At 68.0% G+C, this 23144-nt stretch carries 20 protein-coding genes; 5 read left to right on the top strand and 15 right to left on the bottom strand.

Translation table 11 applies throughout. The annotated features are described in order from the left end of the window. The first annotated feature begins 34 nt into the window (after nucleotides 1-34). From recF to ATO3_RS05370, 4 genes are all read left to right on the top strand, one after another. On the top strand, nucleotides 35-1144 hold the full coding sequence (gene recF / locus ATO3_RS05385) for a DNA replication/repair protein RecF (protein ID WP_088648805.1): 1110 nt from the start codon (nucleotides 35-37) through the stop codon (nucleotides 1142-1144). Continuing rightward, nucleotides 1141-1557, top strand: a complete 417-nt coding sequence (locus ATO3_RS05380; protein WP_088648804.1) for a VOC family protein — start codon at nucleotides 1141-1143, stop codon at nucleotides 1555-1557. The genes recF and ATO3_RS05380 overlap by 4 nt, the downstream gene beginning before the upstream one ends. Before the next feature lie 318 nt (nucleotides 1558-1875). Further along, nucleotides 1876-4293, top strand: a complete 2418-nt coding sequence (gyrB, locus tag ATO3_RS05375; RefSeq protein ID WP_088648803.1) for a DNA topoisomerase (ATP-hydrolyzing) subunit B — start codon at nucleotides 1876-1878, stop codon at nucleotides 4291-4293. Nucleotides 4294-4751: 458 nt separating this feature from the next. Beyond that, a complete protein-coding gene (locus ATO3_RS05370) occupies nucleotides 4752-5105 on the top strand; it encodes a response regulator (RefSeq protein WP_088648802.1) in 354 nt (117 codons plus the stop codon). On the opposite strand, the gene ATO3_RS05365 is transcribed toward ATO3_RS05370, so the two are convergent. The 8 genes from ATO3_RS05365 to ATO3_RS05335 form a co-directional block, all read right to left on the bottom strand. Beyond that, on the bottom strand, nucleotides 5102-6265 hold the full coding sequence (locus ATO3_RS05365) for a GAF domain-containing sensor histidine kinase (RefSeq protein ID WP_158217908.1): 1164 nt from the start codon (nucleotides 6263-6265) through the stop codon (nucleotides 5102-5104). The genes ATO3_RS05370 and ATO3_RS05365 overlap by 4 nt on opposite strands. A 338-nt stretch (nucleotides 6266-6603) precedes the next feature. Beyond that, entirely contained in the window at nucleotides 6604-6774 is a 171-nt protein-coding gene (locus ATO3_RS28980) for a hypothetical protein (RefSeq protein WP_198963214.1), read from the bottom strand. A gap of 97 nt (nucleotides 6775-6871) precedes the next feature. Then, nucleotides 6872-7111 (bottom strand): hypothetical protein, encoded by a 240-nt coding sequence (locus ATO3_RS05360; protein WP_088648800.1) that lies wholly within the window; start codon nucleotides 7109-7111, stop codon nucleotides 6872-6874. After that, nucleotides 7108-7314, bottom strand: coding sequence for a cold-shock protein (locus ATO3_RS05355; protein WP_088648799.1), 207 nt, complete (start codon nucleotides 7312-7314; stop codon nucleotides 7108-7110). Before ATO3_RS05355 ends, ATO3_RS05360 begins: the two co-directional genes overlap by 4 nt. A 332-nt stretch (nucleotides 7315-7646) precedes the next feature. Next, the gene (locus tag ATO3_RS05350; protein ID WP_088648798.1) at nucleotides 7647-8810 is read right to left on the bottom strand and encodes a M12 family metallopeptidase; all 1164 of its coding nucleotides are present in this window, start codon (nucleotides 8808-8810) and stop codon (nucleotides 7647-7649) included. 181 nt (nucleotides 8811-8991) lie between these two features. Further along, a complete protein-coding gene (locus ATO3_RS05345) occupies nucleotides 8992-10137 on the bottom strand; it encodes a S8 family serine peptidase (protein ID WP_088648797.1) in 1146 nt (381 codons plus the stop codon). 123 nt (nucleotides 10138-10260) lie between these two features. Then, nucleotides 10261-12315 (bottom strand): S8/S53 family peptidase, encoded by a 2055-nt coding sequence (locus ATO3_RS05340; protein ID WP_088648796.1) that lies wholly within the window; start codon nucleotides 12313-12315, stop codon nucleotides 10261-10263. Continuing rightward, the gene (locus tag ATO3_RS05335) at nucleotides 12312-13346 is read right to left on the bottom strand and encodes a phosphatase PAP2 family protein (protein WP_198963213.1); all 1035 of its coding nucleotides are present in this window, start codon (nucleotides 13344-13346) and stop codon (nucleotides 12312-12314) included. The genes ATO3_RS05340 and ATO3_RS05335 overlap by 4 nt, the downstream gene beginning before the upstream one ends. Nucleotides 13347-13633: 287 nt before the next feature. Here ATO3_RS05335 and ATO3_RS05330 point away from each other — a divergent pair, with 287 nt between their 5' ends. After that, nucleotides 13634-15208, top strand: coding sequence for a hypothetical protein (locus ATO3_RS05330; RefSeq protein ID WP_088648794.1), 1575 nt, complete (start codon nucleotides 13634-13636; stop codon nucleotides 15206-15208). 30 nt (nucleotides 15209-15238) lie between these two features. On the opposite strand, the gene ATO3_RS05325 is transcribed toward ATO3_RS05330, so the two are convergent. The 7 genes from ATO3_RS05325 to ATO3_RS05295 are packed head-to-tail and all read right to left on the bottom strand — an operon-like array spanning nucleotide 15239 to nucleotide 22615. Beyond that, nucleotides 15239-17068, bottom strand: a complete 1830-nt coding sequence (locus ATO3_RS05325) for a V-type ATP synthase subunit A (RefSeq protein ID WP_088648793.1) — start codon at nucleotides 17066-17068, stop codon at nucleotides 15239-15241. Between the two features lie 4 nt (nucleotides 17069-17072). Next, nucleotides 17073-17768, bottom strand: a complete 696-nt coding sequence (locus tag ATO3_RS05320) for a hypothetical protein (protein WP_088648792.1) — start codon at nucleotides 17766-17768, stop codon at nucleotides 17073-17075. A gap of 4 nt (nucleotides 17769-17772) precedes the next feature. Continuing rightward, nucleotides 17773-18447, bottom strand: coding sequence for a hypothetical protein (locus tag ATO3_RS05315; protein WP_088648791.1), 675 nt, complete (start codon nucleotides 18445-18447; stop codon nucleotides 17773-17775). Beyond that, nucleotides 18444-18890, bottom strand: a complete 447-nt coding sequence (locus ATO3_RS05310; RefSeq protein ID WP_088648790.1) for an ATP synthase subunit C — start codon at nucleotides 18888-18890, stop codon at nucleotides 18444-18446. Before ATO3_RS05310 ends, ATO3_RS05315 begins: the two co-directional genes overlap by 4 nt. After that, nucleotides 18887-20683, bottom strand: coding sequence for a V-type ATP synthase subunit I (locus ATO3_RS05305; protein WP_088648789.1), 1797 nt, complete (start codon nucleotides 20681-20683; stop codon nucleotides 18887-18889). Before ATO3_RS05305 ends, ATO3_RS05310 begins: the two co-directional genes overlap by 4 nt. Further along, nucleotides 20680-21276, bottom strand: coding sequence for a V-type ATP synthase subunit D (locus ATO3_RS05300; RefSeq protein WP_088649341.1), 597 nt, complete (start codon nucleotides 21274-21276; stop codon nucleotides 20680-20682). The genes ATO3_RS05305 and ATO3_RS05300 overlap by 4 nt, the downstream gene beginning before the upstream one ends. Continuing rightward, the gene (locus ATO3_RS05295) at nucleotides 21254-22615 is read right to left on the bottom strand and encodes a V-type ATP synthase subunit B (protein ID WP_088648788.1); all 1362 of its coding nucleotides are present in this window, start codon (nucleotides 22613-22615) and stop codon (nucleotides 21254-21256) included. The genes ATO3_RS05300 and ATO3_RS05295 overlap by 23 nt, the downstream gene beginning before the upstream one ends. Between the last annotated feature and the right edge of the window lie 529 nt (nucleotides 22616-23144).

Genomic DNA, 23144 nt, shown 5'->3' with positions numbered 1-23144 from the left:
GGCGGGGTGGATCCGCTGAACCGGGCCAAGTGACATGTCGCTTTACCTGACCGAGCTGACCCTGTCGCATTTCCGGTCGCACAAGCGCGTGCGGCTGGAGGCGGATGCGCGGCCCGTGGTGCTGTTCGGCGCCAACGGGGCGGGCAAGACCAACATCCTGGAGGCCGTCTCGCTGATGTCGCCGGGCCGTGGCCTGCGCCGCGCCAGCGCCGAGGAGATGACGCGCCGGCCCGAGGCGCTGGGCTGGAAGCTGCGGGGCGGGCTGGTCTCGATGGGCCATGGCCACGAGGTCGAGACGTGGTCCGAAAACGGCGCCGCGCGGCAGGTTCGCATCGACGGCAAGGCGGCCAGCCAGGTGGCGCTGGGGCGGCTGGCGCGGGTGCTGTGGCTGGTGCCGGCGATGGACCGGCTGTGGATCGAGGCGGCGGACGGGCGGCGGCGGTTTCTCGACCGCATGGTGCTGAGCTTCGAACCCGCCCATGCCGAGGCCGCGCTGGCCTATGACAAGGCGATGCGCGACCGCAACCGCCTGTTCCGCGACGAGGTTCGCGACCCCCATTGGTATGCCGCGCTGGAGGCGCAGATGGCCGAGGCCGGGCACCGGATGCATGTCGCCCGGGTCGAGGCGCTGGAGTTGGTGCAGGCGGCGCAGGCCGAGGCCGAGACGGCCTTTCCCGCCGCCGAACTGACGCTGGTGCAGAGCGAGGGCGAGATGCCGGAGACCGAGGGCGACCTGCGCGAGGCTCTGGTCGAGAGCCGGTTCCGCGACATGGCCGCCGGGCGCGCCCTGGTCGGGCCGCACAGGACGGATCTGCGCGGTGTCTACACCGCCAAGGGCGTGGACGCGAAGGATTGCTCCACCGGCGAGCAGAAGGCGCTTCTGGTTTCGCTGATCCTGGCCAATGCGCGGGCGCTGGCGGCGCGGATCGGGGCGCCGCCGCTCTTGCTTCTGGACGAGGTCTCGGCGCATCTGGACATGCAGCGTCGCGCGGCGCTTTACGACGAGATCTGCGCGCTGGGGGCCCAGGCCTGGATGACCGGCACGGGCCCCGAACTGTTTGCAGAGTTGGGTGCGCGGGCCCGCGGCTACGAGGTATCGGACACCGAAGGCGCAAGCGCGATCGTGGAAAGGGACCTGGCATGAAGTCAAACCGCATCACGCTGGTCACTCTGGCGGCCGAGGATGTCCCGGCGCTGACGGCGTTCTACAGCAGCCTCGGCTGGGTGATCGAAGAGTCGCTGGAAGGCACCTGCTTCTTCGACATGGACGGGGCGAAATTCGGGATCTACGACAAGGCCTTGCTGGCGCGGGATCTCGGTCGCGATCCCGACAGCCTGGGCACCGGCGCGATGACGCTGGCGCAGAACTTCCCCGACCGGGCGGCGGTGGACGCGGCCTATGACAGGGCGATCGCGGCTGGTGGTACGGTCTGCAAGCCGCCCGAGGCGGTATTCTGGGGCGGCTATTCGGGCACCTGGGCAGATCCCGAGGGCCATGTCTGGGAATATGCCCACAACCCCTTCTGGGAGCTGACAGAGGACGGCAGGCTGGCGTGACCGGGCGGCTTTCTCGGCCGAAGGCGTCATCCCGGGCCCGGTCAAGGCTGGCCGCGTTCGTTGGAAAGCTGCGCACCGCTGCCTGACCGCCCGGGACGGGCGCTGCACGCCGGGCGCTGCGGTGCTTCATGCCCGGGTCATGTAGGGTGGGGTTCTACCCCACCGGCAGTCTCAGCTGACCGCCCGGCGAAGGCGGCTGCGGCCGGCCTGTCGGCAGATCTGCAAACCCCGCCCTGTCCCCACAAAATCGGGTAGGAAGGCGTGACATTCCCCCCCGGATTTCGTAGGTTCGTGACGAAATAATGAAGGGAAATCTTCATGTCCCAGGACAATCAGGTCCCTGAAGAATACGGCGCGGATTCCATCAAGGTTCTCAAGGGCTTGGAGGCCGTCCGCAAGCGGCCGGGCATGTACATTGGTGACACCGACGACGGGTCGGGCCTGCATCACATGGTCTACGAGGTCGTGGACAACGGGATCGACGAGGCGCTCGCCGGTCACGCCGATGTCGTAACGGTCACGATCCACGCCGACAGCAGCGTGTCGGTGACCGACAACGGGCGCGGGATTCCGGTGGGCATCCACGAGGAAGAGGGCGTCTCGGCGGCCGAGGTCATCATGACCCAGCTGCACGCCGGCGGGAAATTCGACCAGAACTCGTACAAGGTCTCGGGCGGTCTGCACGGGGTCGGCGTTTCGGTGGTCAACGCGCTGTCGGACTGGCTGGAGCTGCGCGTCTGGCGCGACGGCAAGGAGCATGTGGCGCGCTTCGAACGCGGCGACACGGTCAAGCACCTTGAGATCGTCGGCGATGCCGAGGGCAAGACCGGGACCGAGGTGCGGTTCCTCGCCTCGACCACGACGTTCTCGAACCTGGATTACGATTACCACACGCTGGAAAAGCGCCTGCGCGAGCTGGCCTTCCTGAACTCGGGCGTGCGCATCCGGCTGCGCGACGAACGCCCCGCCGAGGTGCAGGAGATCGAGCTGCATTACGACGGCGGCGTGAAGGAATTCGTGCGCTACCTCGACCGGTCGAAAAGCCCGATCATGGAAGAACCGATCTTCATGACCGGGGATCGCGACGGGATCGGGGTCGAGGTCGCGATGTGGTGGAACGACAGCTACCACGAGACCGTGCTGCCCTTCACCAACAACATCCCGCAGCGCGACGGCGGCACCCACATGGCGGGCTTCCGTGGCGCGCTGACCCGGACGCTGACGCGCTACGCCGCCGACAGCGGCATCGCCAAGAAGGAGAAGATCAGCTTTTCCGGCGACGATGCCCGCGAGGGGCTGACCTGCGTGCTGTCGGTCAAGGTGCCGGATCCGAAATTCTCCAGCCAGACCAAGGACAAGCTTGTCTCGTCCGAGGTGCGGCCGGCGGTCGAGAGCCTGGTGAACGAAAAGCTTTCGGAGTGGTTCGAGGAAAACCCGGGCCCGGCCAAGCAGATCGTCGGCAAGATTGTCGAGGCGGCGCTGGCCCGCGAGGCGGCGCGCAAGGCGCGCGAGCTGACGCGCCGCAAGACGGCGATGGACGTGAATTTCCTCTCCGGCAAGCTCAAGGATTGCTCCGAGAAGGATCCGTCCAAGACCGAGCTGTTCCTCGTCGAGGGTGACTCGGCTGGTGGCTCGGCCCAGACCGGCCGCGACCGGCGCACCCAGGCGGTGCTGCCCCTGCGCGGCAAGATCCTGAACGTGGAACGCGCCCGGTTCGACCGGATGCTGTCCAGCCAGGAGATCGGCAACCTTGTCATGGCGCTTGGCACCGGAATCGGGCGCGACGAGTTCAACATCGACAAGCTGCGCTACCACAAGATCGTCATCATGACGGACGCCGATGTCGACGGCGCGCATATCCGGACGCTGCTGCTGACGTTCTTCTACCGGCAGATGCCCGAGCTGATCGAGGGCGGGTATCTCTATATCGCTCAGCCGCCGCTCTACAAGGTCAGCCGGGGCAAGTCCGAGGTCTATCTCAAGGACCATGGCGCGCTTGAGGATTACCTGATCGCGCAGGGCGTCGAGACGGCGATGCTGAAGCTGGGCACGGGCGAGGACATCATGGGCCAGGACCTGGTCCGCGTGGTGGACGAAGCCCGGCAGCTGAAGCGCGTGCTGGACGCCTTCCCGACGCATTACCCGCGCCACATCCTGGAACAATCGGCGATCGCGGGGGCCTTCGTGCCCGGCGCGGTGGATGCCGACCTGCAGGGCGTGGCCGACCGGGTCGCGGCGCGGCTGGACATGATCGCGCTGGAATACGAACGCGGCTGGCGCGGCCGGATCACCCAGGACAAGGGCATCCGCCTGGCGCGGATCCTGCGCGGGGTTGAAGAGGTCCGCACGCTGGACGGCCAGATGCTCCGCTCGGGCGAGGCACGGCGCACCGGCAGCTTCACCCAGTCGCTGCAGGACATCTATGGCACCCCGGCGACGCTGCACCGCAAGGACCGCAGCCAGCTGATCCACGGGCCGCTGGACCTGCTGAAGGCGGTGCTGGACGAGGGTGAGAAGGGGCTGGCCCTGCAACGCTACAAGGGCCTGGGCGAGATGAACCCGGATCAGCTGTGGGAAACCACGCTGGATCCCGACGCGCGCACCTTCCTGCAGGTGAAGGTCGACGACATGGTCGAGGCCGACGATCTCTTTACCAAGCTCATGGGCGACGTGGTGGAGCCGCGGCGCGAATTCATCCAGGCCAACGCGCTGAGCGTCGAGAACCTGGATTTCTAAGGGCCGTTGGCCAGACCGACGGTCCGTCGCGGCGCGCATGTCATGTCGCGCCGCGAGAGGATCCGGAGGCGAAACTCAGCACCTGTTTCAGTGCGTTGTGTGAGCGGCATTCGGGAGGCAGACGGCGTCCTGCTGGTGCCGATCGCTTTTGCCTGGCTGCACGGGGCGGCGTGACGGCTTATCCCTGACGTCTGCCGTTGTCCCGACCGGCGGCGCGTGCAAGGCGCTGGACCCACCAACTCTCTCTGCCAACCGGTCGTCTGTCCTGCACTGGCCTCGTGCCGCCCGTGTTGCCCCTTTGTGGCGGCCAGATCACGGCAAATCACAATTCACGCCAAACCGGGACGACGGGACGCGCGGCCGGAACCCATCGGCGCGCCGGACGGTTGGCCCTGTGTATCGTGGAGCGTTCGTGTGCGGGCTGCGCTGCAGACCCCTTGGCACAAAGGAGCACCGACATGACCGAAACGCCCCTCACCATCCTCGTTGTCGAAGACGAAGCGCTTATCAGAATGGACCTGGCGCTCGGTCTTTCCGACCTTGGGCACAAGGTTCTGGAAGCCGGAAATGCCGACATGGCGATGCAGACGCTCCGCGACGAAGAGGCCATCGACGTGCTGGTCACGGATATAGACATGCCGGGCGAGATGGACGGGCTCGACCTTGCCGGCAAGGTGCGGGGCCTGTCGGAGACATGCCGTATCGTCGTCATGTCCGGCCGCTCTCATCCCACGCAGGATGCCCTTCCAGAGCACAGCACGTTCCTTGGAAAACCGCTCGACGTCGATGACATCATGCGGGCAATCGCCTAGATCGCGGAGCCTCGGTTCGGCCTGGCGGGCATCCGAAGCGCGAAGGTCGTCCCGGCCTCCTGCGTGGAGGTGACATCGATCCGCCCTTCATGCGCGCGGGCGATCTCCGACGCGATGTAAAGGCCGAGGCCCAGGCCCTGCAGGCTCTTATCCGTGCTTTCCCGACGCGAGAATGGAAGGAACAGCGACGCTTTCACGTCCTCCGTAAGCGGCATGCCCCGGTTCGTGACGCTCACATGCAGCTCTCCGTCGCGCTCGGCGATGTCGACGCTGATGGGATCGGACGGGGGACCATGGGTGACGGCATTGCCCAGCAGGTTCGACAGAAGCTGCCCGAGCCGCTGCGGATCGGCGACAAGAGCCCGCGGCAGGTCGATCCGGGTCTCGACAGGCTGATGGGCAACCTGTTCGATCTCGCCGATCACATCCCGGAACACCGGCGCAAGATCGACGGGACCGGGCGCATTGACCTCGATCCCCGCGCCAAGGCGGCCGCGGGCGAAATCCATCAGGTTGGTGATGATCTGACTGGCCCGGGTGAGGGCGCGCTGCATCTCGAGAACCACGACCGCCCTGCGCTCCGGAGCCAGGTCGCGTTTCTGGATCATCCGCAAGCCCGCCGTGACCGCGGCGATCGGGTTGCGCAGGTCGTGCCCGACGATGGCGATGAATTCCTCGCGCAATCGCGCCGTATCGCGTTCCGTTTCCAGCGTGGCAAGACCCGCCGCAAGCTCTTTGCGGCCTTCATCAAGCTCGTCCTGCCGGTCAAGCTCGCGGGCGATCATCCGGGTAAAAAGCGTGAACAGCTGTTCTGACTGCGCGGTGATGTCGTGCGGGTCGGGATCGAGTGCGCAGAGCGTGCCCCAGACCGTGCCGTCGCCGCGGATGATCGGGACGGAGATGTAGCTTTTGAAACCGTATTGCCGCAGCGCGGGATGATCGCGGTAGGCGTCGCTGGCATCGGCATCCGGGATCGTGATCATGCTGCGGCTGCCACGCACCTCCCGGCAGATGGTCGAACCCACGGCGAGTTCATCCCCGGGCCGCAGGCCGAAGCCGATGCGGTCGAGAGAGGCGCAGGTGATCCAGCGGTCCGCCGTCACGCGGGCCACGGCGACAAAGCCCATGCCGGTCGCCGCGCTGCAGGCGTCGAGTACCATTGAAATGTCCGAGATGTGCCCGACCTGCCGGACATCTTGAAGAAAAGGATCGTTTTCGGATGGCATGGTCCGGCCCGTGGCACTGGTTACCGGCAAACTACGCGGCAGGAAGACAAATTCAAGGGGTGTGGCCCCGTTCGGACGGGCGCGCGCGCTTCGGGTCGCTTTGAAGGCGGGGAAGACCCCGGCCGTCGGCGCCGCGACGGGACCGGCGGGGCGCGGTCGCGGCCACGCTCTCCATCGCGGCTGCGCGCGCGCCCCGTGTCAGGGCGGCCCGTGTTGCGGGGCCGGCCTTGCTGCAAACGCGCCGGATGCCGGGCGCGAAGGGGCCTCGCGGCTCAGGTCGCGGCGTCGTCCGGTTTGGCGTCCGGCGTCGCGGAGGGCTTGGGCGCCTCGGCCTTGGCCAGCGCCCTGGCGCGTCCGAACTGGCGGTTGAACGGCAGTTTCTTTGCCGGTGTGCTCAGGAATTCCTTGAGATCAAGCTGCTTCTTCGGCTGGGAATAGCCCATGACCGTCTCCTTTTGTCATTGCGTGATATGCCCGCGCGGCACATGTCGGACCATGCCGTTCGGGGCCGTATTGTCAGAAGGTGCCCCCGGGCGGCGGTCAGCCCTTGCGGCCGGCGTCGCGTTGCTCGCGGGCGGCCTTCAGCTGCGCCGTCTTGTTGGCCCGGGCCTGCGCCTCGTCCTGCAGAACGAGCTTGGCAATCGCGGTTGTCTTGTCGATGGGTGTGACAGGCTCGGCACGTCTTGCCTTCGAGGCGGAAACACTGGGCGACAGGAGCTGCCCGCCGTTTCCGTCCTGAGCCGGAACGCCTGCAAGCAGGTCTTCCAGCGTCATCTTCATGCGCGTGCCAGGTTGCTGGCGGAACAGAGACCGTCCTGGCCGGTCCCGATGTCGAAGGTCACGGCTTGGCCGTCCTCGATCCGGGGGATCCCGGCGCGTTCAACGGCAGTGATGTGAACAAAGACATCCTTGCTGCAGTGCTCCGGCTGGATGCGGCCGAAACCCCTGGTCGCGTTGGACCATCTCACGGTGCCATTAGGCATGTCCGTGGCTATCCTTGATAAATGCTGCCCACACGATCGCGGCAGCCCGTTACGGTCGATCCGGGTTCGTTGCCCTCGGACCAGGTCACTGGCCGCGGCAAGGCGAACGGAAAAAACACCACCTGTTAACAAGTGGGGTGTCAGGCAGGTTTTTCAAGGGGCTGGCCGATCATGCGGCCAGCCCGGTTTCGACATGTCCCGTGGCGCGCGCCGCGGCGGGTACCGCCGGTCCGGTCGGGGAGGGGAAGACCCCGGACCGGCCTCGGGCTGGCCAAATCGCGCTGGCCCGGCTTTTCGTGAGGATGGGACACAAGCGCGCCACGGGATCCGGTTTACCTGCAGAGCACGGCGGCCGCGCCGGTGCCGTATCGGCTGAGCATGCGAATGCGCAGCAGGTAGGTCGCGCCGCGCTCCAGCTGCACGTCGATCCTGGCCGAGCGCCCGGTGCCGGCCTCCTTGCTGGCGGCGATGCGCCGCTCGCGGTCTCCCTCCTGCCGGAACAGGACGGCCAGGGTGTCGGCGGGGCCGATCGTGCGGATGCTGTAAAGCCGGGTCTCCTCCGGCGTCAGGCGCAGGGTTTTCTGGCCGGTCGGCGCGATGTCCAGCGGGGCACATCTGCAGGTCTGCAGACGGGGATGGTCGGCCGGGTCCACCGGCGGGTAGAACTTCAGCGCCTCGGACCGGTCGGATTCCGAGAATGCCGGCGGCCGGGCCATCCCGTCGCGGCAATCCACCGGGTGCAGGATCATCCCGGACTCGAAGCTGTAGTGCATGATCGAATCCGGATCCCAGCCGGCGCCGCCCTCGGCGTTGCGGGGATGTTTGTTCAGGATGGTGCGGCGGAACCGGTCGCGGGTCCACTCGGCCGGGGCGCCCGAGAGCTGCGCGGCGACCTCGTCCTCGTCCCAGGCGACGCAGGCAAAGGGGTTCTGGTGTTCATGCGGAAAGCCCAGGGCATGGCCGATCTGGTGCAGAGGGGTATCGAGCCCGCGCGGATCGTGGCGCAGGCTGCGGCCGAAATTCATCGTCGGCGCGGTCGGCGCGGGGACGTTCAGCGCATCGGTGCCCACGTGGGACCAGCATCCGTTGCCCTGCTGGAAGGCGATGCGCAGCTCGGCCTGACCGATGTCGCGTGTCTCGACGATGTTCAGCCCCAGGCCCAGGCCTTTCCAGGCCGCGAAGGCCTGGCGCACCATCTGCACGTCGACGGGGTCGCCCTTCAGGGGCGCCTCGTCGTAGAAATAATAGTGCAGGGTCATGCCGTTGACCCACTTCTTCTCGGAATAGGCGATCAAGGCCTCGCGGAAGTCCGAGATCGGGCCGACGGGCCGCCCTTGCCGTGTGGCCGGCAGAGAGCAGCATGCCTCGGAGGAATAGGAGCGTTCCGGTGCGCCGCTGCGGGTGGTGTGAAGCAGCCGGTCGAGAAGGCTGCCGGCCGCGCCGGTACCGGAGTCGATCAGGTCGACGGGACGGTTGGGTCTGCGGGAACTTGCCATGATCTGGTCCTTTCAGGAAACGGGTCGGCCGGCGCGCCGCAGGGCGCGGCAACGGTCGCAAGGGGGGCGGGACGGCGGGCGGGACAGGGCGTGTCCGGGCCGGGCGGCCCACCTGTGGATCGGGCGGGCGGGGGGCGGACCGGGATCTGCGGACGTGATGGGGATCATGGCGGCATCCTCCTCATACCATCACCAGGCCGCGGCCGCGTTCGGCCCGGCTGAGGCCCGGCAGGGTGCGCGCGCGGGCCAGCAGGGCAGTGCGCAGATCCTGGCCGGTGAAGAACCCGTTGCGCGCCAGTGCCGCGGCTTGCAGGACAGCGACGCCGGCGACATGCGGGGCCGCCATGCTGGTGCCTGACAGGCGCACCAGCCTGCCATCCTGGGCGGCGCCGAGGATCCCGACGCCGGGGGCGACGCAATCGGGCGCGCTGTTGGAAAAGGCGGCGATATTGCCATGCGTGTCGATCGCCCCCACCGACAGGATCCCGGCGGCAGAGGCCGGGGCCGCTGTGCCTATCTCGCATTCCGGGCGGCGGCTGTCGTTGCCGGCGGCGGAAATCAGCACCGGCGCGTCGGTCGCCGTCGCGTCTCCGAACAGCGCCGCGATCCGGTCGAAAAGCCGCAGGTTGTCGCGGTAGCCCTGCAGCGCCAGCGCGGTGGCGTCCACCTGGCTCCACCCGCGGGACAGCAGCTGCCTGTGGAAGCCCGCGAAATCCATGCCCAGCGACATCGAGATCACCCTGGCCCCGTTGCGCCGCGCCCAGAGCAGGCCTTCGAGGATGGTCTCGCTGTCGCCGCCGCCGCGGCCCATAACCTTGCCGATCAGCGGCCGGCGCACGCCGCGGGCCACGCCCAGGCGGCGGCCGTCCACGTCCTGGCCAAAGATCGTGGAGGCGCAATGGGTGCCGTGGCCGTCGGTGTCCTCGGGCACGTCGTCGGTGAAATTCTCGGTCAGAGGGTCGAGCCCGTCGAAGGCGGGGTGATCCTCGGCGATGCCGGTGTCCAGCACGGCGACCTTCACGCCCTGGCCGGCGCAGGCGTCGGTCTCTTCGGCGCCGATCGCGGCGATGCCCCAGTTGTCGCCGCGGCCGTCGTCGGCCTCGGTCGCGTAGGGGGCGACCAGGGTGAAGGGGATCGACAGGCCGATGGCCACCGTCTCGGCCTCGCTCGCAAGCTCGGCGCGTTCGCCTTCCACGGCGTCCAGCGTGTCGACCGTCAGGACCGGCGGCTCCATCGCGCGGGTCGGATGGGGGGCGCAGCCGCCATCGCCCGTGGCAGGCGTGGCCGGGCTGCGGCGCAGCACGAAGGTTCTCAGCTTCCCCTCCATGGGTGGCGGTGTCCTTTCGTCGTCAATCTGGATCCGCGCGGACAGATCTCTCCTGTCCGGGCGCGCGGATGCGGTCCGGGGTGGGGCAGGCCGGGGCGGCCTGCCAAGGGGTCTGGTGTCAGGTCAGGTCCGGCTGATCGGGGTCGTCCGGGCCATGGGTGGCGCCGGCAGATGACCCGCGCCGCCCTTCAGTCGTCGTATGTTGCGATAATGCTCCGGCCGCTGCGCCCGCCAGGCGCGGGCGCGCTCGCGCAGCCAGTCCGAGCTGCCGATCGTGTCCGCCGCCCCGGGATTTCGCTGCAATTCCAGCGTGATATCCCGTGTCGCCAGCGCCGCGGCCATAGAGGTGCCGCGAAAGGCCACGGTGGATCCGTCCCGCGCCCCGGCCGCCAGCAGCCCAAAGAGCGAGAGCGCGTCCTCGGACGGATAGGTCACGTCGATCAGTTCGACCCCGTTGCCGCGGCGGCGGCTCTCGCGGTCGGTCGTCGCCGAGTAGATCGCCGGGCACCCGTCGCTTTGACGGTGGCCGCCGATCACCAGCAGGTCGTGGGTCGTGGCCAGGGCGTTCTGAGTGCCCTTCATCTGCACCGGCCCATAGACCTGCCAATTGTCGGTATGCGCGCCGGTCCGGTGATCGAAACTGTCTCGCCGCCGTCCGTCCGGCAGATGCGTGGCACAGGCCTCGTGGTCGAAATAGGAAGTCCGCCCGGTCAGGCTGTGCCGCATGCCGGACTGGTCGGACTGGATGTGCAAGGTCGCGTTGACCGGCGTGCCGGCATAGGTCACGCGGATCTGCCAAAGCCCGGCCCGCGCCACCGGCTGGCCGCGCACCAGCCGTTCGGTGGGCGCAAGGCACAGGACAAAGCCCAGTTGCTCGGACCCGTCGCCGCGGCAATAGACCCGGGCGTGGTCGCCCAGTGTCGCAAAGCCGCCGCGTTCCAGCGCCGGCACCGGCACGGCGGTGGCGGGATCGCCGCCGGGCGGAACCAGGCGGATCTCGACCTCGGACGGATCGGGCGGCGTGCCGGTCGCGTCCAGCAGGTTCAGCCAAAGCTCCACCATGTTCGAGGTCTGGTCCTGCGGCATCACCCGCCAGGGCAGCGTGATCTCTCGGCGCAGCGTGTAGCTGCGGCCATCGGCATCGGCCCAGGTCCGGGCGCCGCCCATGTAGACCCGCGCGCTGCAGCGTTCGAGGTTGTCGTTGCCCACCGGCATCACCAGTCGCGCGGGGCTGCGGCCCTGAGCCTGTCGTTCGGACATCACCGCGCCCAACGCCTGTTCCCATTGCGACCGGCCGTCCTTCGATCCGGCCTGCATTCCGTAAGAGAAGTTGATCACCAGCGGAAAGCCGCCCTCGGGCGCGGTCGCGGCACTGGCCGCGCTGATCGCGTCGGCAAGGTGCAGCACGCGCTTCACCGCAAACAGCGCCCAGAAGGCCAGGAAATTGCCGGCCGAGCCGTGCAGCGATTGCGGCGGCAGGTTGACCAGCAGCATCGGGTGCGCGCGCAGCTCGGACTCGGGCAGCGCGGCGGGGTCGAACCCGGCGGCGAGATCGGCGACATGGGTGCCGTGGGCGGTGCGGTGATCCAGGTCGCGGTGGCCGAGGTCTTGCTGCGGTTCCACCAGGCGCAGGGCGCGGTTGAACCCGTCCTCCATCAGCCGGCCGGTCAGCGTGCCGTCATGGGAATAGGCGGTCAGTGCGCAGTCGATATCGCCGGAATAAAGCTCCTGCCCGAAGGACATGTAGGGCTGGCCGCCAAAGCTGGCGGTCTGCTGCCAGGCGGCCAGCACGCGGCTGTGGCCGGCCGCATCGCGAAAGCGGCGATGGCCAAGCGCGATGCCGGTGTCGATCACGGCGGTGATCACCGTGTCGGCGGGAAGGTCGGTCGGGAAGCGGTCGACGATGTCGTCGATGTTCCAGGGGTCGACCTGCGGGAAATCGGTGCGCGCGCGCTCGGGGATCGGCACGCGGGCGTCGAGGATCGGCTCGCGCGGATCGGTTGCGTCTTCCCCGCCTGCCAGCGTCAGCGGCGGATCGGCCAGCAGCGCCGCGAGCGAGGCCGCCACCGGCGTCACGTCGCCAAAGAGGTTTCGGCGCGCATCGTTTTCCTGCCACCACCACCAGTGGATATAGGGGTTGCGCGCGCCGAGGTTTTCTTCGCCCGGGGTCCAGGTCATGTCTCGGCCTCTCCGTCGTCACCGTCGTCACCCGGCCCGGTGTCCAGAGCGGGCCATTCCGCGGCGGCCTTGGACCAGAGGGTATTGGCCACGCCGATGACCTCGGGCGTCAATTCGCGGTCCTGGGGCAGATCTTCGAGCAGGGGCAGCAGGAAATCCTGCGTGGCACCGCCGTCATCCCGCGCTGGCAGGCCGATGTCGCCGCAGGGCAGGGGCACGCCGTGCGCAAGGCTGTGCAGCGCGTCGCCCACCAGGCAGCCGACGCTGGCGCCGGCATGGGAATCCACCGGGAAATGCACGCCCGCCACCGTCCGGTTCACCGCGATCCGATGCGCCAGCCGGAACGGCAGCGCGCCGTTGCGGATCCCCTCCAGAGGGCCCTGGCCGGTCTGCAGACGGTGCAGCACCGTGGCGATGGCAAAGGCTTCCATCGCGTGGCCCGAGGGATAGCTGGAGTGATCCGGCGTCTGGATCATCGGCTGCACCTCGATCGCGAGGTCGATGGGCCGCGCCGCGCGGCATATGAATTTCATCGTCACCTCGACATGGATCGCCAGCCGCCGCGCCATGTCGAGCATCAGCATCGTGTGGCTGCGCCGCGACGGGCCCAGGTAGCCCAGGCTGCCGAAGAACGACAGCAGGTCGTCGAGCTGAAGATGGATCTCTTCGATGCGCTCGCCGCGCAGGTCGGCATAGGCGCGGACCCAGGCCAGGTCATGGGCGAAGTAATCGGCATCCGGTTTGGCCAGCCGCGCGACGGGCTGGCCCGCAATCCGAACCTCGGCCTGACCTTCGGCCTGACCTTCGGCCTCGCCCACCGACACAACGCTGCACAGCGCGCTTTCCAGGACCGAGGCCTGGCCCGACAGGCCAAGCATGTCCAGATAGGCGTCATCGTCGGGGATCGGCGTCGGCACCATGCTCGGCGTGCCGTCCCAGTGGCCGGTGATCCCGTCCCGGGTGGTGACCAGCGCGGCGTTCATCATCGGCGAGGCGGGGCTTTCGGCATGGGCGACGTTCTTGCCGCGCACCTGACCCGAGGTGCCCCCTGATGTCCCGCCCGATGTCCCGCCCGATGTGCCTCCCGAGGTTCCTCCGGAGGTGCCCCCCGAAGTGCCGCCGGACGTTCCGCCCGACGTTCCGCCACTTGTCCCACCATATACCGGCATTTCGCCCTCCATGTCCCATCGGTGTCGATGTTTTCGGCACGGGCGCTGTTAAACAAGGTAAAAGCAAAACGACTCGAAAATTAACGAAGAATTAACGATACTGTCAGCGCGGTAATATTATTGTGCAGGGCGCAGGGGATTTCGGAAGATTGGGAGAAACGGACCTGAAACCCGTACTCTATCTGAAAGGCCCGTTCCGGCTGGAATCGGCGGATGGCGCTGTTTTGCGGGTTTCGCTGCGCAAGGCACAGGCGCTTCTGGTGCTTCTGGCGACCGCCGAACAAGGCCGCCGTGAACGGCGCTGGATCGAGGATCGGCTGTGGTCCGATCAGGATCGCGAGCGCGCCGCGGCCAGCCTGCGGCAGGCCCTTTCGGCGCTGCGGCGTGTGTTGTCCGACAATGGCGTGACGCTGCAGGCCGACCGCCAGAGCCTGTGGCTGGAGCCCGGCGCGCTGCGCGTCGACAGCGACGGCACGTTTCTCGAAGGATTTTCCGCCGGTGATCCGGTGTTTCAGGCCTGGCTGGACCAGGAGCGCGCGCGCCATGACGGCACGCCGCTGCCGGAGTCACGCCCGGCCCCGGCGCAAAGCGTCTGGCACGTCAATATCGAGATCGCCGAGCAGGACGGGCCCAACGGCTGGTTCAACCTGACCTTCGCAGACATCGTCGCCCGTGGCCTGCGCGAGACGCAGAACACGCCGGTGTCTGTCCTGACCCGCGCCGAACCCTCGGCGCGGCTGCTGACCGTCGCGGTCAGCTCAGTGCCCTTCGACGGGCTGCTGGGCGTGCGCGTTTCGCTGGAACGGCGCGCCTCGAACCGGCAGATCTGGTCGGGTCAGCGGCTGCTGCAGATGCGGGGCGGGCCGCCGACGGAATCGCAGGATTGCCTGAGCCTTGCCAACGAGGTGGTCGGCGCGGTGGACCAGTACCTGTACCGCAACAGCCGGGACGTGGGGCTGGACGAACCGGACCGGCTCTATCACCAGGCGGTGCGCGACCTGTTCTCGATGGAGCCCGAGCGCATCGCCGCCGCCGATGCCGCGCTGGACCAGGCGCTGAAACTGAGCGAACGGGGGCTGTTCCTGGCGCTGCGCGCGCAGCTGAAGACGATCGAGCGGGTCGAGCGGCTGCAGAACGACACCGCCGACCTGATCGAGGCGGCCGAGGCCTACAGCGCCCGCGCGCTGGAGCTGGAGCCCGACAATTCCATGGTCGCGGCCTTCCTCGCCAACACCGCCGGCCACCTGATCCGCGACCAGGAGCGCAGCCACGAGCTGGCGCAGCGCAGCGTCGACCTGAACCCCGCCAACCCGATGGCCTGGTGGGCGCTCAGCTCGGCCTCGATGTACCTCGGCCGGAACCAGAAGGCGCTGACCTACGCGCTGAACGGTCAGCGGCTGTCGGCGCGGTCGCAATACCGGTTCTGGTGGGACCAGCAGAGCTTTGGCACCCTCTTTGCCATTGGCAAGCACGAGGAGGCTTTCGAAATCCTGAAAGCCACCCATGCCCGAAATCGCAATTATCGGCCGCCGATGCGATATCTATTCGCCTTGGCCGCGCATTTCGACGATCAGACTCTCGCAGAAGAATTTCTACACAAGCTGGAAGCAAGTGAGCCCAATTTCTCAGTGACCCGCATGCTGGAGGATCCGAGTTATCCTGCATCGCTCATTCATTCCGCGCCCAATCTGGATCTCGGGAAACTCCGCGCATTCATCAAGTGATTTTCCCCGATCCGTGCCTGTTGCTGGCGCTCAGCCGGGCTCGGGCTGGCGCAGGGCGGTTTCGATCCGGTCGAGATACGCGCGGTAATCCGGCGTGCCCTGCGCGGCATAGTGGAAGTTCTTGAAATCGCGCGTCAGCCGCGTGAAGAACCCGCGCGCCGCCGCCTTGTCGTCGAAATCCAGCGGCGCCTCGATCACCCGGCGGACCAGATGAAATGTCAGCTTCTGCCGCTCCAGCGGCACCGTGGCGTCGACGCTGTCAAAGGCATCCTGCTGCAGGTAGACCATGTCGAGGAACAGCGCCTTCTGGTGGGTGACGAAATCCTCCATCGTCACGCCCTCTTCCCCGGTGACCTGCATCATCTGCGCCACCTGCTCGCCCCGCTCCAGCAGGTCGAGACAGGCCTTCACCTGTGCGGTCCATCCCGGCTCCACGTTCCTTTCGAACCACGGTGCCAGCTGGTCGGTATAGCGCGACCAGCTCAGAAGCGGGTCGACCGCCGGGTAAAAGCGTTTGTAGGCGCGGTCGGACGACAGGCCGAGGAAGCATTTCACCGTCGACAGCGTCGCCTGCGTCACCGGCTCGTCGAAATTGCCGCCCGCGGGGGAAACGGTGCCGATCATCGTCAGGCTGCCCTTGCTGCCATCGTTGGTCTCGATCACCCCGGCGCGCTCATAGACACCCTTGATCGCGCTTTGCAGGTAGGCGGGAAAGCCCTCCTCGCCCGGGATCTCCTCAAGCCGGCCCGAGGTTTCGCGCATCGCCTGCGCCCAGCGCGAGGTCGAATCCGCGATCAGCAGCACGTCATAGCCCATCTGGCGGTAGTATTCACCAAGGGTGATGCCGGTGAAGATCGACGCCTCGCGCGCGGCGACGGGCATGGAGGAGGTGTTGCAGATGATGATCGTGCGATCCATCAGGCTGCCGCCGGTCATCGGGTCGGTCATCTTGGGGAAGTCCGAGATGGTTTCCACCACCTCGCCGGCGCGTTCGCCGCAGGCCACGACGATGACGATATCGACCTTGGCATTCCGCGCGATCAGGTTCTGCAGCACCGTCTTGCCCGCGCCGAAGGGGCCGGGAATACAGGCGGTGCCCCCGCGCGCGACCGGGAAGAAGGTGTCGATCAGCCGCTGCGAGGTCAGCACGGGTTCATCCGGGTAGGTCCGCCGCGACAGGTCGCGTTTCAGCAGACCGGCGGGCAGGGCGCGGCGGACCGGCCAGCGCTGGGCCAGCGTCACCTCGCGCTCGTGTCCCGCCTCGTCGGCCAGCCGGGCGACCGGGTCATGCACCTGGGCGGTGCCCTGCCAGATCCAGCTGACGCTCCAGCTGCCGCGCCAGTTGAACGGCACCATGATCTTGTGGGCGAAATGGCCCTCGGGCACCGTGCCCAGCGTATCGCCGGCCTGCAGCTTGTCGCCCTGCGCGACGGACGGCTCGAACGACCACCGCGTCTCCGTCTCAAGCGAGGGCACATCGGCGCCGCGCGGCAGAAAGGTGCCGTATGCCTCGGCCAGGGTCTTCAGCGGCGCCTGCAGCCCGTCATAGACCGAGCCCAGAAGGCCGGGACCCAGCTCCACCGACAGCAGCGCGCCGCTTTGTTCCACCGGATCGCCCACCGCGACGCCATTGGTGGATTCGTAGACCTGCGCATCGGCGGTGCGGCCCTTCACGCGCAGGATCTCGGCCTTCAGCCGTTCCTGCCGGCCGCCGGGCCCGGGGCGCGAGGGCAGGATATGGACGACTTCGTTCATCACCAGCGCGCCGGGATGGCCATCGGCGGTGTCCAGCGCCTCGATCTCGACCAGGTCTTCCTGCACGGCGGTCACGCGGGCGGTGATTATGGGGGCATCCGTCATGGTCTCAGCTCTTTGCAAGTTGCGCGTCGTGGCCGGCGAGGGCGGCCTCGGCCAGCGCGTTGAACCGCCGCGATGCGGCTTCGGCGTTGGTGCGGGCCCAGCGGTCGTAGATGTTCCAGGTCAGGACATAGATGACCACGGCCTCGATATCGAAATCATGCCCCGCCCCGTGACGCCGCATCAGGCGTTCGGTCACGGTCAGGACCAGCCGTTCGAAACCCAGGGCATCGTCCTGTTCCAGCAGGCCATGCGCCTCGCGCAGCCAGGGAAAGACCGGGTCCAGCCCGAAGGTCGGTTCGGCCCAGTGGGCGATGATGCGCCGGGAGAAACGGCCATGGCCCCAGCCGGGCGGCGGCGGCGCCTCGCCCGCGCGGCGACGGCGGAGTGCTGCGATCACGGTCCGGATCTCCATCCGGTCGCGCAAGATCGCCCGCAGCGCGGGCTGGGTCACGTGATCCATCGCGCGGCGCGCGCGGCGCGTCACCTCGGCATCCTCGGTGTCCAGCCGGTAGTGCCGCAGCGCCAGCGCCTCCTCCATCAGCCGCAGCGTTTCGGCATCCTCGGGCGCCAGCGCCTTCAGCCGCCGGTCCAGCCGCAGGCGTGACAGGGGCGGGCGCTTGGCCACGAAGAGGCGCTCGCTGTCGGGCAGGCTCGCCATCAGCGTGACATAGGCATCCGGGTCGGAGGGACGGTCGAACAAGGGCTCAGCTCCGGATCACGCCTTCGAGCACGGCGCGAAAGCGGGGCTGCATGTGCTCCAGCAGCAGCGCGGCGATGGCCGTGTCGGTCAGGTCGATCTCGACCGCGCCGTCCTGCACCCGCAGGCGGATGCCGCTTTGCCCCTCGTCACCCGCATGCAGGGTCACGCCCCCGCGCAGCATCTCGCCGGTCAGGCCCAGCACGTATTGCGTCAGCTCGCCCGAGCGGATGTCGCCGGCCTGTTCGCGGATCTGCTCGGGGCCAAGTACGGCGGGCGGCAGGATCACCTCGACCGTGTCGCCCGACTGCGCCTCGGCCCGCATGACGCCGGCCACCTCCAGGATCATGCGTTTCAACAGGTCCTCGTCGGCGAGACAGGCGCTGACCAGCCGCTGCACGTGATCGCGCAGCTGGCTTTCCACGCCGGCCTTCATCCGCAGCACCGCGTCGCGCATGGCGGTGTCCAGCGCCTGTTCCCCGGCGGCGCGGTAGGTGTCGGCCTCGTCCCTGACCTGCGCCCGGTGGCGCTCGGCCTCGGCGCGGGCGGTCTCGCGGATCTCGGCCGCCTCCGCCTTTGCCTCGGCGATCAGCCGCGCGGCCTCGGCCCGTCCGGCGGCGACGCCGTCGTCCCTCAGCCGCGCGATCAGCGCGTCGACGCCCTTTGCCGTGGCTTCGGTCATGACGGGATCCCCGCGCTGATCACCAGGGCGAAGACAAAGGCGAAGACGGCGAAGCCTTCGATGATCGCCGCGGGTGCCAGCGACAGGCCGAAGATCTCGGGCTTCTCCTTGGCCGCGTTGATCGCGCTGGCGCAGGCGCGGCCCTGCCAGAGGCCGGTGTAATAAAGTGAGATCGCCGACATGAAGCCCACGCCAAAAAGCCCCCCGGCATTGGCTGGCGTGACCTCGCGGTTGAGGGTGAACATGATGACGATGCCATAGATCACCATGGTCGAGGGCAGGGCCGAGATCCCGACGAAACGGCCATAGCCGCCCTCGGTCTCCAGCATCGCGCCGATGCTGGCCTGGCCTGCGATGGAACAGCCGATGGCGCTGGCCGCGGCGCCCAGGGCCACGGGCGCATAGATCCCGAGCCAGCCGAGTGTCAGTACCAGTTCGTTCATTCCTGAACCTCCTTGCGTGCGAACGGGCGGAAGGCGGTGCCTTCGCCGGTCAGCCCCCATTTGAAGAACTCGATGTAATTGAGCCGCAGCCCGTGGACGACGCCGCTCATCAGGGCGAGGCCGAAGTTCAGCGTATGGCCCACCACCAGGATCATCAGCGCCAGCAGCAGGCCCAGCCCCGGCACCGCGTCGCGCACCTGTCCGGCAAGATCGTTGAACGTCAGCGCCAGAGAGGCCGAGGCCAGCCCCAGCGCGAAGAGCCGCATGTAGGACAGGACATCGCCAAAGGCCCCCATGGCCCCGGCCAGCCCCTGCAGGCCGCCGGCCGCGCGCCAGAACCAGCCTTTCGGGGAATCGAGCGGCTGATCGCTGGAAAAGGCCAGGATCGCCAGCAGCCCGGCGCCCGCCAGCCCGGCCGAGCCGACGCGCAGGGCGGTGCCGGGATCCGCCAGCCAGACCCCGAGCCCGCCGATCAGCACAACGCACCAGCCAAGGCTCGCATAGGCCGTGGTGCTGCCCCACCGGGTCCGGGCGCCCAGCAGGTTGGCCAGCACCAGATGCAGCACGCCGATGACGATCGACAGGGTCATCATCGTCCCGAAATCGTCGATATCCATGATCTTCAGCCGCATCAGCGGCGAAGAGGCGGGCAGCGGATAGCCGAAGTAGCTGCCGATCAGCACGCCGAACAGGATGGTCGCCGCGGCCACGATCCCGATCATCCGGCGCCACGACCGGCTGTGCGGCGTGGCGCCCAGCCGCCCCCAGAGCGCCCCGGTGATCAGCGCGATCACCATGCCATATCCCGCATCGGCCACGATCATCGCGAAGAAGACCGCGAAGGACACGGTCACGAGGATCGTCGGATCCCAGTCGCGGTATCCCGGCACCTGGTAGAACAGCGCCAGGTCGCGGCCGGCGCCGCGCATCTCGGGCTGCTTCAGCAGGGTCGGCGGCGTGTCCTGCCCTGCGGGCGGCTCGGTCAGCATCGCCAGGCCCAGCCTTTGGGCCGCCTCTCCCACGGCGCCGATCCGGTCCTCGGGCACCCAGCCCTGCACGGCAAAGAGCCCGTCATCGTGCAGCACCTGCCTGCGGGCATAATCCAGCTCGGCCCGGGTTTCGGCCAGCGACATCCGCTCCCGCATCAGGTCGAGGTAGCGGGTCAGCCCATGGCGCTCGGCAGCGAGCTCCTCCAGCTCGATCTCGGTCTCTTCCAGCTGCGCCTGCAGTTCGGACACCGGCAGCGCGCCCGTATGGGTGCGCGGTACCGGCAGCAGCGCCGGATCGGGTTCGTCATGGGCGATCAGCACGACATAATGAAAGCGGCTGTCGCGATGGACGATCTGCCAGGGGATCTCCAGCGTCTCCAGTGCCGCACGTTCTTTCAGCGGCAGCTTGTAGAACCACAGGTGCAGCCCGGCGAGCTCTTCCCTCGGCGGGAAGATCAGGTCGCCCCAGGGCGTGACCTCGGAAATGCGGTGGGCCAGGAAATCGCGCCGGTCGCCGGTCTCGCGCAGGCGGTCGCGCAGGTCCAGCACGCGGGGCACGAAAGTCAGGATGTCGAAATCGGGATCGCGCCGCAGCTGACGCCGGGGATCGGGCAGTTCCGACAGGAAGCGCAGCGCCTGCAGGGCCGCCTTGGCGCCGCGGTCCGGCACGTCCTCGGGCTGATCCGGGGGCGGGGCCAGCGGCAGCAGATGCATGCAGCCCAGGTCCTGCAGCGCCTCCAGCGCCGGGCGTTCCTCCGCCTGCGGTCCGACCACGCTCAGCTTCTGCAGGCGCGCGATGCTCATGTCGCGGCCCGCTTCCGCTTGGAGATCTTGGACCGTACCACCGCCTGCATCTCCTCGTCCGAGAGATAGACGCGGATCCTGCGGATATTGGCCCGCGCGTTGGGGATCAGCACCTTGTCGAAGAGGTTCACGCGCTGGGTGATCGTGGCCACCGCCGCGTCCAGCTCGGCCAGCCGCCGCTGCGCCACCTGCAGCCGCAGCCGCAGTTCCAGCGTCTCGCGCAGAAGGGCGGCGACGGTGTCGACCCATTGCGGCTTGGCCAGCGGAGAATAGGGATGCACGATCACTTCGACGCGGTCGAGCCGGGGCAGCATGACGCCGACGACGTTCTCGGTCGTGACCGTCACCTCGCCCAGCTTTACCAGCCCGTCCAGGTCGATGTCGTCATTGGCCAGCATCGGCACCTCGCGGCCCACCCGCCGGGCCACATCGTCCACACGCGCCTGAAGCGCCGCCGCCTCGGCCCGGGCTTGCGCGCGGGTCGCCATCAGCTGCTGCCGCTTCAGGTCCAGCGAGGGCAGGAACCTCTCATAGGTCTTCAGCTGCGCGCTTTCCCGCGCCAGCGCGGATTTATTCAGCTGCAACCGTGCCATCGCCCTGCTCCGGGAAATACTTTTCCACCAGCGTCTCGCGCATCAGCAGCTGTTCGCGGCGGAAACATTCGGCCAGCGTCTGCCAGCACAGATCCAGCGCCTCTTCCAGCGGCATCGACACGTCGATCCCCATGAACCGCGACCGGAACAGACGCCCGAACTTCAGCAGCTGTTCGTCATAGGCCGACAGGTCAAAGGCCATCGCCTGTTTCTGCGCGGCATCGCGGCTTTCGGAATAGAAGCGGATCATCGTGTTCATGATCTGCCCGTGATCCTCGCGCGTGACCTTGCCGATGACGTTCTGCTTCAGCCGCGACAGGCTGCCGAACGGGTCGATCTCCCCCGAATGCAGATAGATCTGGCCTTCGGTTATATAGCCGGTGTTGTCCGGCACCGGGTGGGTCACGTCGCCCCCGGGCATCGTCGTCACCGTCAGGATTGTCACCGACCCGCCACGCGCGAAATCGCAGGCCTTTTCGTACCGCCGCGCCAGCTGGCTATACAGATCGCCCATGTAACCCCGGTTGGACGGCACGCGCTCCTGGCTGATGCCGACCTCCTTCATCGCGTCGGCATAGGCGGTCATGTCGGTCAGCAGAACCAGCACGCGCTTGCCTTCCTCGACAGCGAAGCGTTCGGCCACGGCCAGCGCCATGTCGGGCACCAGCAGCCGTTCGACCAGCGGGTCCGAGGCCTGGTTCACCAGCATCACGGTGCGCGCGAAAACCCCGGCATCCTCGAAGGCCTGCCGGAAGGTGTGGTAATCGTCGAACACCAGCCCCAGCCCGCCAAAGACCACGATATCCGCATCCGCCTGGATCCCGATCCGCGCCAGGAACGGGTTATAGCTTTCACCCGAGACCGAGAAGATCGGGATCTTCTGGCTTTCCACCAGGCAGTTGAACAGGTCGATCATCGGCACGTCCGTGCGGATCATGTGCCTGGGCACGATCCGCTCCGCCGGGTTCACCGACGGCCCGCCGATCGTCACCTTCGGCTCCGACGTCAGTTCGGGCCCGCCGTCGATCGGCTGCCCGGTGCCATCCATCACCCGGCCCAGGATATTGCCGGAATAGGGCGCCTGCATCGCATGCCCCAGGAACGTCGCCGAGGCCCCGGTGGAAACACCCTTCGTCCCGGAAAACACCTGCAGCGTGACCACGTCCCGGTCGATGAAGATCACCTGCGCCAGCGATGACTGCCCGTCGATGCTGCGGATCATTGCGAGATCCCCGAAGCGCACCGCCGGGCCGCTCGCGCCCGTGCCGGGCACCCGGACCTTCAGCGTGTCGCCGACGATCTCCAGCACGCGCGTGTAGCTAAGCAAACCCTGGGACATGGGACCCTCGTCTTCGCCGCGCGGGAAGGGCAGGCCCCCACGTCGGAGGCGGACGAAACGCCGGCCTCACCGGCCGCCGGGGGCGCGGCCTGTTCCCACTCCTGTCCAAGACTGCACCAGGGATCGGCTCGTGGGAATGCCCGCCACGCTCTCCGCGCTGTCGTGCCGCGCTGCAGCAGGATTTGCTGCACTGCAGGGCGGTTGCGCGGGTGCTCCGGGGTGATCGGGGGGCCGAACAAAGTCGGGGAGCGGGTCAAGCCCCCGGGTGATTCGCGGCAGATCTTGGCACGGACAGGGCCCGGATCCTCCCTGACGGGCCGGCTCAACCGCCAAACCGTGCCCGGGTGCCGATGATTTTGACGTGATCCTGAGGCCACAATCCCGTCTTGTCCTGAGACGACCCGCCATCCTGCCCGATTGCAGCGCCCCGGGCGTCGGCGCGACCGCACGAGAGGGGCAAGTTCCCGGCCCGTCGGACTTTCCCCGGACCGGCACCCGCCGCAGACGGCAGGCGCGGTCTTGTCCTGCG

Source organism: Marinibacterium profundimaris, assembly GCF_002210095.1.
GTDB classification, from domain to species: Bacteria; Pseudomonadota; Alphaproteobacteria; order Rhodobacterales; family Rhodobacteraceae; genus Marinibacterium; species Marinibacterium profundimaris.
Note: the sequence above shows the minus strand (reverse complement) of the source record. Positions and strands in the feature narration are given on the sequence as shown.